The organism is Citrobacter sp. wls711 (assembly GCF_005281055.1).
GTDB lineage: Bacteria > Pseudomonadota > Gammaproteobacteria > Enterobacterales > Enterobacteriaceae > Citrobacter > Citrobacter gillenii.
The window spans coordinates 270,298-283,372 of the sequence record NZ_SZXC01000027.1 but is presented as its reverse complement, the minus strand read 5'-3'; the positions used below and the strand labels follow the sequence as shown (position 1 = coordinate 283,372).

The following is a 13,075-nucleotide window of genomic DNA, read 5'->3' as shown; positions in this document are numbered from 1 at the left end:
AGCTCGCTATCTATGATGTTAAGTAAGAAAAACAGCGAGACGCTGGAGAATTTCAGTGAAAAGCTGGAAGTCGAAGGCCGCAGTTTGTGGCAGGATGCGCGTCGACGCTTTATGCATAACCGCGCGGCGGTAGCCAGTCTGGTTGTGCTGGTGATTATCGCGCTGTTTGTGACCCTTGCGCCGATGCTATCGCAATTTACCTACTTCGATACCGACTGGGGAATGATGTCCAGCGCGCCGGACAGTGAGTCCGGTCACTACTTCGGTACTGATTCTTCGGGGCGTGACCTGCTGGTACGCGTGGCGATTGGTGGACGTATTTCGCTGATGGTCGGGATTGCCGCGGCGCTGGTGGCGGTGATTGTCGGCACGTTGTACGGATCGTTGTCAGGTTACCTGGGCGGCAAAATTGACTCCGTGATGATGCGCCTGCTGGAAATCCTCAACTCCTTCCCGTTCATGTTCTTCGTCATTCTGCTGGTGACCTTTTTTGGGCAAAACATCCTGCTGATCTTTGTGGCGATCGGTATGGTCTCCTGGCTGGATATGGCACGTATCGTGCGTGGCCAGACGCTGAGCCTGAAGCGCAAAGAGTTTATTGAGGCTGCGCAGGTGGGTGGGGTTTCGACCGTGCGCATTGTTATCCGCCATATTGTCCCGAACGTTCTGGGCGTGGTAGTTGTGTACGCATCGCTACTGGTACCGAGCATGATCCTGTTCGAATCCTTCCTGAGCTTCCTTGGCTTAGGGACCCAGGAGCCGTTAAGCAGTTGGGGGGCGTTGTTAAGTGATGGTGCTAACTCAATGGAAGTCTCACCGTGGCTGCTGCTGTTTCCGGCAGGTTTCCTGGTGGTGACGTTGTTCTGTTTCAACTTTATTGGCGATGGCCTGCGTGATGCCCTCGACCCGAAAGACCGTTAAGGAGTGCAGCCATGAGCGTAATTGAAACCTCAACCGCGCCGCTCGCGCAACAACAGGCTAACGCACTGCTGGACGTGAAAGATCTGCGCGTGACGTTTGCCACCCCTGATGGGGATGTCACCGCGGTAAACGATCTGAACTTTTCGCTGCGAGCCGGTGAAACGCTGGGTATTGTCGGTGAATCTGGATCGGGGAAATCGCAAACGGCGTTTGCCCTGATGGGACTGTTGGCGGCCAATGGTCGCATCGGCGGTTCTGCGACGTTCAACGGACGTGAAATTCTTAATTTACCGGAACGCGAGCTGAACAAACTGCGCGCCGAACAAATTTCAATGATCTTTCAGGACCCCATGACCTCCCTGAACCCGTATATGCGGGTCGGAGAGCAGTTAATGGAAGTGCTGATGCTGCATAAAGGCATGAGTAAAGCCGAAGCGTTTGAAGAATCCGTCAGAATGCTGGATGCGGTCAAAATGCCGGAAGCGCGCAAGCGTATGAAGATGTATCCACATGAATTTTCAGGCGGGATGCGCCAGCGTGTGATGATCGCCATGGCGTTACAGTGTCGGCCAAAGTTACTGATCGCCGATGAGCCGACAACCGCGCTCGATGTTACGGTTCAGGCGCAAATTATGACGCTCCTGAATGAACTGAAGAGCGAATTCAATACCGCGATTATTATGATCACCCACGACCTCGGTGTGGTTGCCGGGATATGTGACAAGGTTCTGGTGATGTATGCCGGGCGCACCATGGAATATGGCAGCGCGCGCGATGTCTTTTATAAACCCGTTCATCCGTATTCTATTGGTTTGCTTAACGCGGTGCCGCGTCTGGATGCTGAAGGGGAAGAGATGCTGACCATCCCGGGTAACCCGCCAAACCTGCTGCGTTTGCCAAAAGGATGCCCGTTCCAGCCTCGTTGTCCGCATGCGATGGAAATTTGTAGCAGCGCTCCGCCGCTGGAAGAGTTTAGCCCAGGCCGTCTGCGTGCTTGCTTTAAACCGGTGGAGGAACTGGTATGACAACGGCAACTGAACAACGAAAAGTCTTGCTTGAGATAGCCGATCTTAAAGTCCATTTCGATATCAAAGACGGCAAGCAGTGGTTCTGGCAACCCTCACAAACACTGAAAGCTGTTGATGGCGTGACCCTGCGACTGTACGAAGGTGAAACGTTAGGGGTAGTGGGCGAGTCTGGCTGCGGTAAGTCTACCTTTGCCCGCGCCATTATTGGTCTGGTGAAAGCCACCGATGGCAAAGTGGCCTGGCTGGGTAAAGATTTGCTGGGTATGAAACCCGATGAGTGGCGCGCGGTGCGCAGCGATATTCAGATGATTTTCCAGGATCCGCTGGCTTCATTAAACCCGCGTATGACCATCGGTGAAATTATCGCAGAACCGCTGCGCACTTATCATCCCAGCCTGCCAGGGCAGGAAGTGCGCGATCGCGTGAAGGCAATGATGATGAAAGTCGGGCTGTTGCCAAACTTGATCAACCGCTATCCGCACGAATTTTCAGGCGGACAGTGTCAGCGTATCGGGATTGCTCGCGCGCTGATCCTCGAGCCGAAGTTGATTATTTGCGATGAGCCGGTTTCGGCGCTGGACGTGTCGATTCAGGCGCAGGTAGTGAACCTGTTGCAACAACTGCAGCGTGAAATGGGATTATCGTTAATCTTTATTGCCCATGATCTGGCGGTGGTTAAACATATCTCCGATCGCGTGCTGGTAATGTACCTGGGGCATGCGGTGGAACTGGGCACTTACGACGAGGTGTACCATAACCCGCTGCATCCTTATACCAAAGCGCTGATGTCGGCGGTGCCGATCCCCGATCCCGATCAGGAGAGGAATAAAACCATCCAACTGTTGGAAGGCGAATTACCGTCACCGATCAATCCGCCGTCTGGTTGTGTGTTCCGTACCCGTTGTCCGATTGCCGGACCGGAATGTGCAAAAACTCGACCGGTTCTGGAAGGAAGTTTCCGCCACGCTGTTTCCTGCCTGAAAGTAGACCCGCTATAATCGTGAGGGCTGACAAAGGTCAGCCCTTCTTATAGGTGAGGTGAATGTGTCTGGCTTTGTGTCCTCTGTCCGCCGCGCTGTCTATCGTAAATTATTCGATTTAAACACGCGCTCAGGTCGTCGTTTTGAAGGTCTGTGCGCGCTGTTTGCGTTGCTTAGCGTCATTGTCATCTTCGTTGAGTCGGGCGTCGGTACGCAATATCATTTAACGTATGATGAATGGCGTTCTTTTGTCTGGCTGGAGATCTTTATTACTCTGGTCTTCACCGCCGAATACTTGCTGCGATTATGCTGTTGGGCCAATCCGGCAAAATATGTGTTTAGTTTTTGGGGTATTATCGATTTGGCCACCATTTTGCCGCTGTATGTCATGTGGCTATGGCCAGAAATGAGTCTGAACTATGTGTTTGCCTGGCGAGCGATGCGGGCGATTCGTGTACTGCGGATCCTCAAGTTGCTGCGCTTTATGCCTTCGTTGATGGTGTTTTGGGGCGCCATAAAAAGTGCACGTCACCAGTTGATTCTGTTCTATTCGTTTATCGCCATTTTAATGATTATTTTCGGCGCGCTGATGTATCTCATTGAAGGGCCGAAGTATGGATTTGATACGCTGAATGCGTCGGTGTACTGGGCCATTGTGACGGTAACGACGGTTGGATATGGGGATATCGCGCCGCACACGCCGTTAGGGCGTATGGTGGCGTCAGTGCTTATTCTGATCGGTTATTCAGTAATTGCAATACCCACGGGCTTGATTACTACGCACATGAGCAGCGCGTTTCAGCATCGGCAGAATCAACGTCAATGCCCTCAGTGTCAGCAGCATCAGCACGAGCACAGCGCGCAATTTTGTAACCGCTGTGGAACTAAGCTTCCGAATTAAATAAAAAAAGCTGCCTGGGCAGCTTTTCTTTTGACTCATTCGCGCCAGAGAATATGGCAGAGCTTGTGATCTTTTTCACGGCATAACAAAACGCGTGCGAAAATATCGTTAATCTCGCCATCTTCTGAGTCGGCCAGACCAATCACCACTTCGGCAAAAAAGTCAGGATTCAGGTCAAAGTCGACGTGCTCCTGCCAGTCTTCTGCCGGGTCAAATAACTCTGCGCCGCCGCGTTCTTCAAACTGTAAATTGAAGAGAAGAACGTCAGCGGGGTCGAGATTGTCTGTCGCTAGTTCGAGAAAAATGTCATAAGCCTGCTCAAGCGTTTCGTCTTCAGTCAGGCGATTGTTCAAATCCATATCCATAATGACTACCTGTTTACCGTCTCTTGGGCACGTTTTACAGCAACGGGCTAAAGAAGTAAAACAGTCGCTCGGTGATCCGTTGCCAGAGTGGCCTTTTTAGCCACAAACGCGCATCAAGCAGGCGCGAACGGGAGATGTAATCGTCCTGTACTGCCGCGAGATCGGCACCAAACCCGGCATCGTCAATCACCAGCGTGATCTCAAAATTCAGCCACAAGCTGCGCATATCCAGGTTTACGGTACCCACCAGACTCAGCTCACCATCGACCAGCACGCTCTTGGTGTGCAACAGACCCCCTTCAAACTGGTAAATTTTCACGCCAGCCGCCAGCAGCTCGGTGAAAAAGGCCCGACTTGCCCAGCCAACCAGCATAGAGTCATTTTTGCGGGGAAGAATAATGCTCACATCCACCCCACGCTGCGCCGCCGTACAGATGGCATGCAGCAGATCGTCGCTGGGGACGAAGTAGGGCGTGGTCATGATTAAATATTCACGCGCAGAATATGCCGCGGTCAGTAACGCCTGATGGATCAAATCCTCAGGAAAACCCGGGCCGGAGGCTATGGTATGAATGGTGTGCCCACTGGCCTGCTCAAATGGCATGATATTGGCATCCGGTGGCGGCGGTAAAATGCGCTTACCGGTCTCAATCTCCCAGTCACAGGAATAGACAATCCCCATCGCGGTGGCGACCGGACCTTCCATTCTTGCCATCAGATCAACCCATTGCCCGACGCCAGCATCCTGTTTAAAGAAGCGCGGGTCAACCATGTTCATACTGCCGGTGTAAGCAATATAATTGTCGATCATTATCATCTTACGGTGCTGGCGCAGGTCCATGCGGCGTAAGAAGACACGCATCAAGTTAACCTTCAGTGCCTCAACGACTTCAATACCTGCATTACGCATCATCGCGGCCCACGGGCTGCGGAAGAACGCCACGCTGCCTGCGGAGTCCAGCATCAAGCGACAGTGAATACCGCGTCGTGCCGCGGCCATTAATGATTCTGCGACCTGGTCGGCCATGCCGCCGGGTTGCCAGATATAAAACACCATCTCAATGTTATGCCGCGCCAGTTGAATGTCGCGGATCAACGCCTGCATCACGTCATCGGAACTGGTGAGCAACTGAAGCTGGTTTCCTTTAACGCCGCCGATACCCTGGCGACGTTCGCACAGCTTAAATAAAGACGAGGCGACGCTGCTGTTCTCCTGAGCAAAAATATGGTTACAGGCTTTTAGGTCGTTGAGCCACTTGGCCGTTGAAGGCCACATCGCTCTGGCGCGCTCGGCGCGACGTTTGCCCAAATGAAGTTCACCAAAAGACAGATAAGCAATGATCCCGACCAATGGCAGAATATAGATGATCAAAAGCCAGGCCATTGCAGAGGGCACTGCGCGTCGCTTCATCAGAATGCGTAATGTTACGCCAGCGATGAGTACCCAGTATCCCAGAATGACCAGCCAACTCACCACGGTGTAGAAGGTTGTCATAAATTTAAAAATCCTTTTGAAAGCGTATTGTTAAGAGTTTACGCATCAGGATTCATCTGGCAAATAAAAACACGGGAAAACTGCTGGTCTGCATTCGGTCAGGCGGTATAATGTCCGCTCTGTGACGGTAAGAGTGGTTAACATGAAGCGTAGTAGAACGGAAGTGGGGCGCTGGCGGATGCAGCGTCAGGCCAGTCGCCGTAAAGCGCGTTGGCTTGAAGGACAATCGCGCCGCAATATGCGCATCCATACCATCAGAAAGTGCATTCTCAACCATCAACGTAACTCGTTGTTGTTTGCAATCCACAGCGTCTGATCAAAAAAGGGCATCGCTGGCGGTGCCCAATGACCACAGCACAACCCGCCATCTTTTATCCTCCCGGTTAATATTCTGCGCTATTCAATCAGCCCCCTTATTTATTGATTGCTCGTGTCGGATATGTTTGTAACAATGCGCCGGTAATAACTAATTATATAAATTTTCACCAATATTTTTGTACGGTAATTGAAAAACGGAGTTTAGATGAAGTATTTAATGGCGCTCATGCTGAGTGTGACGTTGTCTGGTTGCACGGCAAGCGACTGGATTGATGCTGCCGGTGGCATCATTCAGGCAACAGATAAAAATCAAAAAGACGCCAGGACTAAGCGAATCAATGCGGCTAATAAAGCTGCTGGATATTAAAGACCCTGTGAGTTAATGCCACTTCTGATGGCGTAATGCAGAAGTGGCATCGGGTGTCTCAGATGGGTGTGGTGATGTATCTTGTTGTTTTAAAAGTGATAAATTAGTGAGTTGGAATTTTATTGTGCTTGATGTATCACTTTTCAGAAGTGAAATACATAATAAATTGATAACGAGAAAAAGTTATTTAATGGGAAAGTGACAGCATCCCTCTACCTTATTATACGGCTATCGAAAAGACCGTCATTATTCATAAAAAGATTCCCTGCATAACATTTTGCCAGATGCTTTAGTTTTCTAACCACTAAGTGTTATATGCCATGGCGAGTATTGAAATAGCAATAATACAGGTGCATTGAATATTATCTATTCAGATGCACCCTTGTGAATATTATAAGCGGGTAGATAATCACTCTGCTTATTAATGTTAGTATGACGTTGTTGCTTAAAATACTTTCTTATACGGTTTTACTGAAACTTGCGCATAAACGCCTGCCGCTACATACGGGTCAGCTTCAGCCCATGCTTGTGCAGCTTCGAGTGATTCAAATTCGGCAATGACGGTTGATCCGGTAAATCCGGCCGCACCCGGGTCGTTGCTATCCACGGCGGGCATAGGACCTGCGGTCAACAGGCGACCTTCGTCATGGAGAAGTTGCAGACGTGCCAGATGTGCCGGGCGCACGGAAAGGCGTTTTTCGAGAGAATCAGCGATATCTTGAGCATAAATAACGTACAGCACGGGAAGAGCTCCTTGATCGGTAAAAGTCGTTAATTACGTTATTGGAAAGGCCTAACAACTGCAACGGAAAGATAACGGATTTGTTAAGCCCCTACTTTAGAAGTGGGTTATTATCATAAAATCGCGTTTTAAATGCCGCTTACCGCCATGGGCTTATTGAATATGATTGCTATTTGCATTTAAAATCAGGGCCTGGTTTTTTAACTGAAACGATTATGACTTCAATGACCCTTGATTTACCTCGTCGCTTTCCCTGGCCGACGTTACTTTCTGTCGGCGTTCATGGTGCTGTAGTGGCAGGACTGCTGTATACCTCGGTACATCAGGTTATTGAACTGCCTGCGCCCGCGCAGCCGATTTCTATCACGATGGTCGCGCCAGCTGACCTCGAACCGCCGCAGGTTGTTCAGCCGCCTCCGGAGCCCGTCGTCGAGCCAGAACCGGAACCCGAACCGATTCCTGAGCCGCCAAAGGAGGCACCGGTCGTTATTGAGAAACCGAAGCCAAAGCCAAAACCGAAGCCAAAACCGGTGAAAAAGGTGCAAGAACAGCCGAAACGTGACGTTAAACCGGTTGAATCACGCCCGGCCGCGCCAGTTGAAAACACCGCGCCTGCGCGCCCGACCACCAGTACCGCCCCGGCCACCAGCAAGCAGACCGTCAGTGCGCCTGCTGGCCCGCGTGCGCTGAGTCGTAATCAGCCACAGTATCCGGCACGTGCGCAGGCGCTGCGTATTGAAGGTCGTGTAAAAGTGAAATTTGACGTGACGTCAGATGGCCGGGTTGAGAACGTGGAGGTGCTTTCCGCACAGCCTGCCAATATGTTTGAGCGTGAAGTGAAGAATGCCATGCGCAAATGGCGCTACGAGGCGGGCAAACCTGGCTCCGGACTGGTGGTGAATATTGTTTTCCGTCTGAACGGTACTGCGCAGATCGAGTAAGAAGTTGGCCGGATGAGGCGCTACGCCATCATCCGGCAACTAGCATAATGCTTGTCTGATTTCGACGTTAACGTGTCGTATCAGGCAGAGGCGGGGATCGGACGGGGTTTCCCGTCTTTATCCACGGCCACGTAGATAAACAACGCTTCGGTGGCTTTGTAGCGTTGCCCAATTGGCTCAGATGCCACTTTCTTAACCCAGACTTCAATATTAATGCTGATGGATGTGGTACCGCGCTTTACACAGCGCGCATAGCAACAGACCACATCACCGACGGCAACCGGGCGTAAAAAACTCATTCCTTCCACTCGCACCGTGACCACACGACCGTGCGCGATTTCCTTGGCCTGAATAGCGCCACCGATATCCATTTGCGACATCAGCCAACCGCCAAAAATATCGCCGTTAGCATTGGTATCGGCTGGCATGGCCAGAGTACGTAAAACCAGCTCACCTTGAGGGGTGTTATTCGTTGTTGTCATTGTAGAACCGACTGTAGAGAAAGATTACAGGCGCGATGCTACTAGAATTTGTGGGCTGAGAACAGAGGGGATGCGGTGTGCAACGCGGTGTTAAAGTGAGAGAAAGGTATAGTGGGTTAAAAATTCGCCAGATCCGCAGATCTGGCGAATGCGCATTATGACTTATCTTCCTGCGGCAGATGACGGTAAATATACACCCCGCTCAGCAGCGTGAAGACCAACGTCAGGGCGGTTAAGCCAAACACTTTGAAGTTAACCCAGATATTTTGCGGCAGCCAAAACGCGATGTAGATATTCGCCAGACCGCACAGGATGAAAAAGACGGCCCAGGCCAGGTTCAGTTTCGACCATACCTGCTGTGGCAGCGTTAGTTCTTTACCTAACATGCGCTGAATCAGCGGTTTTTTCATCACCCACTGGCTGACCAGTAAGGCACCCGCAAACAGCCCATATATCACCGTTACCTTCCACTTAATGAATTCATCGTTGTGGAAGAAAACGGTCAGGCCGCCAAAAACAGCCACCAGAATAAAGGTGATCAACGCCATCTTCTCGACCTTGCGATAGCGAACCCAGCTGTAAATCAACACAATGGCCGTTGCGACAATCAGTGCCGAGGTCGCCGCATAGATGTCATAAAGCTTATAAAAAGCGAAAAAGACCACCAGCGGTAAAAAATCAAGAAACTGCTTCATTCTTCGATTCCGTAATCAAAAAGCATCGACCAAGAGGCCGGGATGCGTTCAGGGTTTATTGGCGAATCAGCATATACAGGCGGAACAAATAGATCAGTAAAACGGCAGAAATCATATTGCTCAGCGTATTCGCCACTACCGCGCCAACATTTGGCGTTAATACAGCAAAAGTGGGGGCGAGCAGCAACAGTGACGTTTTTGCCAGCAGCCAACCGATCACCGCGGGCGCAACCAGTCGCATATTAGACCACGCCAAACGCATACTGTTGCGCATGGCTGCAAAGACACCCATCTTATCCTGAACCATCATCACTGGCGCAAGCGACAGCAGAATGGCCAGCACAATACCGGGTACAACGACCAGCATAATCCCGATTTGCACCAGCAGGGTAGTCAGAAAAATCAGAATAAACAGCTTAGGCAATACCGGTGCACTGGCGCCAATCGCCCGCAACGCGCTGACACGATGGCCTGCTGAAATTAACTGGATCATCAGAATAATACCGCCCGCGAGGATGGCATTGCCGATAAGTCCAGAAAATGTCGATGCCGCTGACGCACGTAGCAGGATTTGCTGCTGTTCTGGTGTCATGTTCTGCACCAGGTCGAACAGTCCCACGCTGTTGGTTATCTGATCCCCTTCACTGAGTTGCGCAATCTGCGCGTCGCTGGGGGAAAAAGCATGCCCGAACACCACTGTGATAAACGCGCACAACAGCGATACCAGCAAGATGGTAATGAATTGATTACGGAAAAAGTTTCCCGTGTCACGGTAAACGGACTTCGCCGTGATTGACATGCACTCTCCTTGAGTTTTGCAGGTGTTCATTTGCGGGCAATTGTACCCTGGATAACTCAACAGTGGCAGCATCGCGAGGTGTATGGAAAAGCATATCTTTGTAAAGCGGCGGTAATTTTTGGCTATGACTTCAGCATTATGCAACAACGCTGTTTGTTCTGTGTACACCATGGCGTCATTACGTCCGTATACCATTGAAGGGAAAAATGCTCACAGGGTGGAAATATATCAAAATTGATCTGAATTAAGTTAACCAGGATTTTGAATGCAAGTTCTAACTTAATCTGGATCAATAAATGTTAAATTACAGGCGTCAATGTGATCTGTGTTAGATCATTTATTACTCCATTGTAGGTATATTCGTTCCGCTTTTATAACCATAACGATGGAGCGGACATGAAAAAATTAACAGTGGCAGCATTGGCATTAACAACTCTACTTTCCGGGAACGCATTTGCGCATGAAGCGGGAGAGTTCTTTATTCGCGCAGGTTCTGCAACCGTAAGACCGACGGAAGGTGCAGGCGGTACGCTGGGAAGTTTAGGCGGTTTTGACGTCAGCAATAACACGCAACTGGGGCTGACATTCACCTATATGGCGACCGACAATATTGGTGTCGAATTACTGGCCGCAACGCCGTTTCGTCATAAAATCGGCACCTCAACTACCGGGGATATCGCGACCGTTCACCATTTACCGCCAACGCTAATGGCGCAGTGGTACTTTGGCGACTCCAGCAGCAAGTTGCGTCCTTACGTTGGCGTCGGCGTTAACTACACCACGTTCTTCGACGAAGGATTTAACGATAACGGCAAAGAAACCGGATTATCTGACCTGAGCCTGAAAGACTCCTGGGGTGCGGCGGGACAGGTGGGGATGGACTACTTAATCAACCGCGACTGGCTGATTAACATGTCGGTCTGGTACATGGATATCGACACCACCGCGAGCTACAAACTGGCTGGCGCACAGCAGCACGACAACGTACGCCTCGATCCGTGGGTGTTTATGTTCTCTGCGGGTTATCGCTTCTAACGCTGTGATTCAAATGTGAAAAGACGGGGCGAGCGTTGTCCCGTCTTTTTGGCCCTGTTTTTTCCCTCCCGCCTTTTCACCCTTCGATCAAATGCTACTCTTTAAGCAAACCTGCTTTGAGGGCATTGACGATGGAATTGTCCCGCCAACAGCTGCAACAAAAAATTTCACTTCTGGAATCATCACCCAACGATGACATAGCAGAATTCGCCCTGTATGCTGCGCGCGCACTGCTGGCGTATATGACTCGGGTGGAGAGCCTTGAACACGCTCTGGCCGTACCGATCAAATTACCTTATTGCAGTGCCAGACCGGTTTGCGAAATTGAAGCGGGCTATGCCGCCGGCGTCAGCGACTGCCGTGAGGCCATTCGCCGGGCGGGCTATCTGCTCGAAGGTGATGATTAGTTTGCTTATTTGTTAATAAATATATGCTTTTTATGGGTAAATCTGTAACTTAGCGCTCAAGTAACTGATTTGGCAATGCGGGTAACTATCAGGGTGGACGCGTGAAGATTGTGCAGGATAAGCTCAGAAACAGGCAGGCGTTGCTGGTCTCTGGTCTCATTACACTGATATTTACATCACTGTTCCTGTTCATCATTTACGAGCAGCGTACGACCACCGCGAGTGAAGGTATCAACCGTCTCCAAACGCGTCTCATGGACATCTTTAACGACAATGAACTGATCGCGGACGCCATCGGTGAGCGTTATCACCACACCATTAATGGTGGACGATGTGGCAGCAAGTCGCGCTTTGTTCCGCGCGAGGAGGGGGAGTGGGGAATCAACGCCGATCGAAAGCGGATACATTCGGCATCTGGAGCCATTATCGCTAAGCAGCCCAGCCAGCAGGCCCTGTGTATGTTTACCGCCGCAGAGTTTATCCGCGGAATGGTGAATGAGCTCAATCCGGGCACTTTCGACGCGCATCGTTATATTATCGCCAAAGACGCAGATTATTTTTACTGGTTTACTCCTGCCGACTCTCACAATTTTTCTTTCGCTGACTCTGAGATGGCGCTCGATATTTCCAATTTTTTCTACCCGCCGGTCGATTTTTATACCCGACTACTGCAAAAAAACGTCAAAAACAAAGCCCTTAGTTCGACCGATTTTTATACCGATAAAATCACCGGAGATAAGGCGTACAGTGTCGTGAGCTATATTTACGATCTGTCAGGCGATGATATCTCCGATCATATCGTGGCGTACCTGGTTTATGACCATTCGAAACCGGAATTGCAAGATGAGTTGGCAAACGCGTTTGAAAACCAGCTTCCGCTGGGTCTTAATGTGGCATTGGTTAATGTACTCAACAACGAGAGTCTCTGTTTAGCGGGGAAATGCGCAAACCTGAACAACGCCCATATCAGGATGTTGTCAGAAAAGTATGCGCTGCACTATTCGATCTCTTTAGGTCGTTTTATGGTACACGATGCGCATGCCGGGATTGTGATTCTTTTGGCGCCGTTCTTCTTTATTATCATTAGCTTTTCGTTGAAATCGTGGCTGAATGAAAGCGATCTAAAGGTGTATATTGATTCGCTGACCGGTTGTTTTAACCGCAGGATCCTCGACATTATTAAACGCCGGGATTTATCCCATTGTTCGGTGGTACTTCTGGACTGTAATAAGTTTAAGGCCGTCAACGACACCTGGGGCCACGCGGCCGGGGATCGCGCACTGCAAACCATTGCCAACAGAATGCTGTCTAATACCCGAACCAGTCACGATCTGGTGATTCGTACCGGCGGGGATGAGTTTATGATCTTGCTGTTTCGCTCTCAGGCGAGTGACGCTATCGCCATCGCTGAGCGTATTAGCGGTCAGGTCAATAATCACGTATTTGTGGTGGAGGGGCACACTGTGCCGCTGTCGGTGTCATGGGGAATTGCGGAAGTGAACGGTGAACTGGATGCGGCTATTCAGAACGCAGATAACGCTATGTACAAAATGAAGCAGACGAAAGAAGGATAAAACCGCCAGATTTAGGCTGGCGGTT

At 50.4% G+C, this 13,075-nt stretch carries 16 protein-coding genes and 1 pseudogene; 10 read left to right on the top strand and 7 right to left on the bottom strand.

Annotated elements, in window-relative coordinates; translation table 11 throughout:
* The first annotated feature begins 12 nt into the window (after positions 1 to 12).
* Genes oppC through FDW98_RS13850 form a run of 4 tightly spaced genes read left to right on the top strand, consistent with a single transcriptional unit; the run spans position 13 to position 3,830 of the window.
* Positions 13 to 921: an oligopeptide ABC transporter permease OppC gene (oppC, locus tag FDW98_RS13865; protein ID WP_096756799.1), complete on the top strand. Its 909-nt coding sequence runs from the start codon at positions 13 to 15 to the stop codon at positions 919 to 921.
* Positions 922 to 932: 11 nt separating this feature from the next.
* Positions 933 to 1,946 carry a murein tripeptide/oligopeptide ABC transporter ATP-binding protein OppD gene (oppD, locus tag FDW98_RS13860; protein ID WP_096756800.1) on the top strand — a complete coding sequence of 338 codons (1,014 nt, stop codon included), beginning with the start codon at positions 933 to 935 and terminating at the stop codon, positions 1,944 to 1,946.
* Complete coding sequence (gene oppF / locus FDW98_RS13855; protein WP_096756801.1) at positions 1,943 to 2,947, top strand: murein tripeptide/oligopeptide ABC transporter ATP-binding protein OppF; 1,005 nt, start codon at positions 1,943 to 1,945, stop codon at positions 2,945 to 2,947. The genes oppD and oppF overlap by 4 nt, the downstream gene beginning before the upstream one ends.
* Before the next feature lie 46 nt (positions 2,948 to 2,993).
* Positions 2,994 to 3,830, top strand: coding sequence for an ion transporter (locus tag FDW98_RS13850; protein WP_096756802.1), 837 nt, complete (start codon positions 2,994 to 2,996; stop codon positions 3,828 to 3,830).
* 35 nt (positions 3,831 to 3,865) lie between these two features.
* Here FDW98_RS13850 and FDW98_RS13845 read toward each other — a convergent pair whose 3' ends face one another.
* Both FDW98_RS13845 and cls read right to left on the bottom strand, forming a co-directional pair.
* A complete protein-coding gene (locus tag FDW98_RS13845; protein ID WP_096756803.1) occupies positions 3,866 to 4,195 on the bottom strand; it encodes an HI1450 family dsDNA-mimic protein in 330 nt (109 codons plus the stop codon).
* Positions 4,196 to 4,229: 34 nt separating this feature from the next.
* The gene (cls, locus tag FDW98_RS13840; protein WP_096756804.1) at positions 4,230 to 5,690 is read right to left on the bottom strand and encodes a cardiolipin synthase; all 1,461 of its coding nucleotides are present in this window, start codon (positions 5,688 to 5,690) and stop codon (positions 4,230 to 4,232) included.
* Positions 5,691 to 5,832: 142 nt separating this feature from the next.
* On the opposite strand from cls, the gene FDW98_RS13835 reads away from it, so the two are divergent.
* Positions 5,833 to 6,006 carry a YciY family protein gene (locus FDW98_RS13835; RefSeq protein WP_096756805.1) on the top strand — a complete coding sequence of 58 codons (174 nt, stop codon included), beginning with the start codon at positions 5,833 to 5,835 and terminating at the stop codon, positions 6,004 to 6,006.
* Positions 6,007 to 6,213: 207 nt separating this feature from the next.
* On the top strand, positions 6,214 to 6,375 hold the full coding sequence (locus FDW98_RS23430) for a hypothetical protein (RefSeq protein ID WP_170975216.1): 162 nt from the start codon (positions 6,214 to 6,216) through the stop codon (positions 6,373 to 6,375).
* Positions 6,376 to 6,820: 445 nt separating this feature from the next.
* Here FDW98_RS23430 and FDW98_RS13830 read toward each other — a convergent pair whose 3' ends face one another.
* On the bottom strand, positions 6,821 to 7,117 hold the full coding sequence (locus FDW98_RS13830; protein WP_003020675.1) for a YciI family protein: 297 nt from the start codon (positions 7,115 to 7,117) through the stop codon (positions 6,821 to 6,823).
* 215 nt (positions 7,118 to 7,332) lie between these two features.
* Here FDW98_RS13830 and tonB point away from each other — a divergent pair, with 215 nt between their 5' ends.
* Positions 7,333 to 8,058 (top strand): TonB system transport protein TonB, encoded by a 726-nt coding sequence (tonB, locus tag FDW98_RS13825; RefSeq protein ID WP_197737703.1) that lies wholly within the window; start codon positions 7,333 to 7,335, stop codon positions 8,056 to 8,058.
* An 80-nt stretch (positions 8,059 to 8,138) separates the two neighbouring features.
* On the opposite strand, the gene yciA is transcribed toward tonB, so the two are convergent.
* The 4 genes and pseudogenes from yciA to FDW98_RS23660 form a co-directional block, all read right to left on the bottom strand.
* Positions 8,139 to 8,540, bottom strand: coding sequence for an acyl-CoA thioester hydrolase YciA (gene yciA / locus FDW98_RS13820; protein WP_096756806.1), 402 nt, complete (start codon positions 8,538 to 8,540; stop codon positions 8,139 to 8,141).
* Positions 8,541 to 8,695: 155 nt separating this feature from the next.
* Positions 8,696 to 9,235 carry a septation protein A gene (locus tag FDW98_RS13815; protein ID WP_096756807.1) on the bottom strand — a complete coding sequence of 180 codons (540 nt, stop codon included), beginning with the start codon at positions 9,233 to 9,235 and terminating at the stop codon, positions 8,696 to 8,698.
* Between the two features lie 55 nt (positions 9,236 to 9,290).
* Complete coding sequence (locus FDW98_RS13810) at positions 9,291 to 10,034, bottom strand: YciC family protein (protein WP_096756808.1); 744 nt, start codon at positions 10,032 to 10,034, stop codon at positions 9,291 to 9,293.
* 28 nt (positions 10,035 to 10,062) lie between these two features.
* A pseudogene (locus FDW98_RS23660) lies at positions 10,063 to 10,149 on the bottom strand (YkgJ family cysteine cluster protein); the annotation flags it as partial.
* Positions 10,150 to 10,430: 281 nt separating this feature from the next.
* On the opposite strand from FDW98_RS23660, the gene ompW reads away from it, so the two are divergent.
* The 3 genes from ompW to FDW98_RS13795 all read left to right on the top strand — a co-directional run bounded on the left by ompW (position 10,431) and on the right by FDW98_RS13795 (position 13,050).
* Complete coding sequence (ompW, locus tag FDW98_RS13805; RefSeq protein ID WP_096756809.1) at positions 10,431 to 11,069, top strand: outer membrane protein OmpW; 639 nt, start codon at positions 10,431 to 10,433, stop codon at positions 11,067 to 11,069.
* Positions 11,070 to 11,200: 131 nt separating this feature from the next.
* Positions 11,201 to 11,476 (top strand): hypothetical protein, encoded by a 276-nt coding sequence (locus FDW98_RS13800; protein WP_096756810.1) that lies wholly within the window; start codon positions 11,201 to 11,203, stop codon positions 11,474 to 11,476.
* 101 nt (positions 11,477 to 11,577) lie between these two features.
* A complete protein-coding gene (locus FDW98_RS13795) occupies positions 11,578 to 13,050 on the top strand; it encodes a GGDEF domain-containing protein (protein WP_096756811.1) in 1,473 nt (490 codons plus the stop codon).
* Positions 13,051 to 13,075: the final 25 nt, after the last annotated feature.

Excerpts from the sequence above, each read along its gene's own strand:
- oppC (WP_096756799.1), top strand. The coding sequence starts at position 13 with ATGATGTTAAGTAAGAAAAACAGCGAGACGCTGGAGAATTTCAGTGAA.
- oppD (WP_096756800.1), top strand. The coding sequence starts at position 933 with ATGAGCGTAATTGAAACCTCAACCGCGCCGCTCGCGCAACAACAGGCT.
- oppF (WP_096756801.1), top strand. The coding sequence starts at position 1,943 with ATGACAACGGCAACTGAACAACGAAAAGTCTTGCTTGAGATAGCCGAT.
- FDW98_RS13845 (WP_096756803.1), bottom strand. The coding sequence starts at position 4,195 with ATGGATATGGATTTGAACAATCGCCTGACTGAAGACGAAACGCTTGAG.
- cls (WP_096756804.1), bottom strand. The coding sequence starts at position 5,690 with ATGACAACCTTCTACACCGTGGTGAGTTGGCTGGTCATTCTGGGATAC.
- FDW98_RS13835 (WP_096756805.1), top strand. The coding sequence starts at position 5,833 with ATGAAGCGTAGTAGAACGGAAGTGGGGCGCTGGCGGATGCAGCGTCAG.
- FDW98_RS23430 (WP_170975216.1), top strand. The coding sequence starts at position 6,214 with ATGAAGTATTTAATGGCGCTCATGCTGAGTGTGACGTTGTCTGGTTGC.
- tonB (WP_197737703.1), top strand. The coding sequence starts at position 7,333 with ATGACTTCAATGACCCTTGATTTACCTCGTCGCTTTCCCTGGCCGACG.
- yciA (WP_096756806.1), bottom strand. The coding sequence starts at position 8,540 with ATGACAACAACGAATAACACCCCTCAAGGTGAGCTGGTTTTACGTACT.
- FDW98_RS13815 (WP_096756807.1), bottom strand. The coding sequence starts at position 9,235 with ATGAAGCAGTTTCTTGATTTTTTACCGCTGGTGGTCTTTTTCGCTTTT.
- FDW98_RS13810 (WP_096756808.1), bottom strand. The coding sequence starts at position 10,034 with ATGTCAATCACGGCGAAGTCCGTTTACCGTGACACGGGAAACTTTTTC.
- ompW (WP_096756809.1), top strand. The coding sequence starts at position 10,431 with ATGAAAAAATTAACAGTGGCAGCATTGGCATTAACAACTCTACTTTCC.
- FDW98_RS13800 (WP_096756810.1), top strand. The coding sequence starts at position 11,201 with ATGGAATTGTCCCGCCAACAGCTGCAACAAAAAATTTCACTTCTGGAA.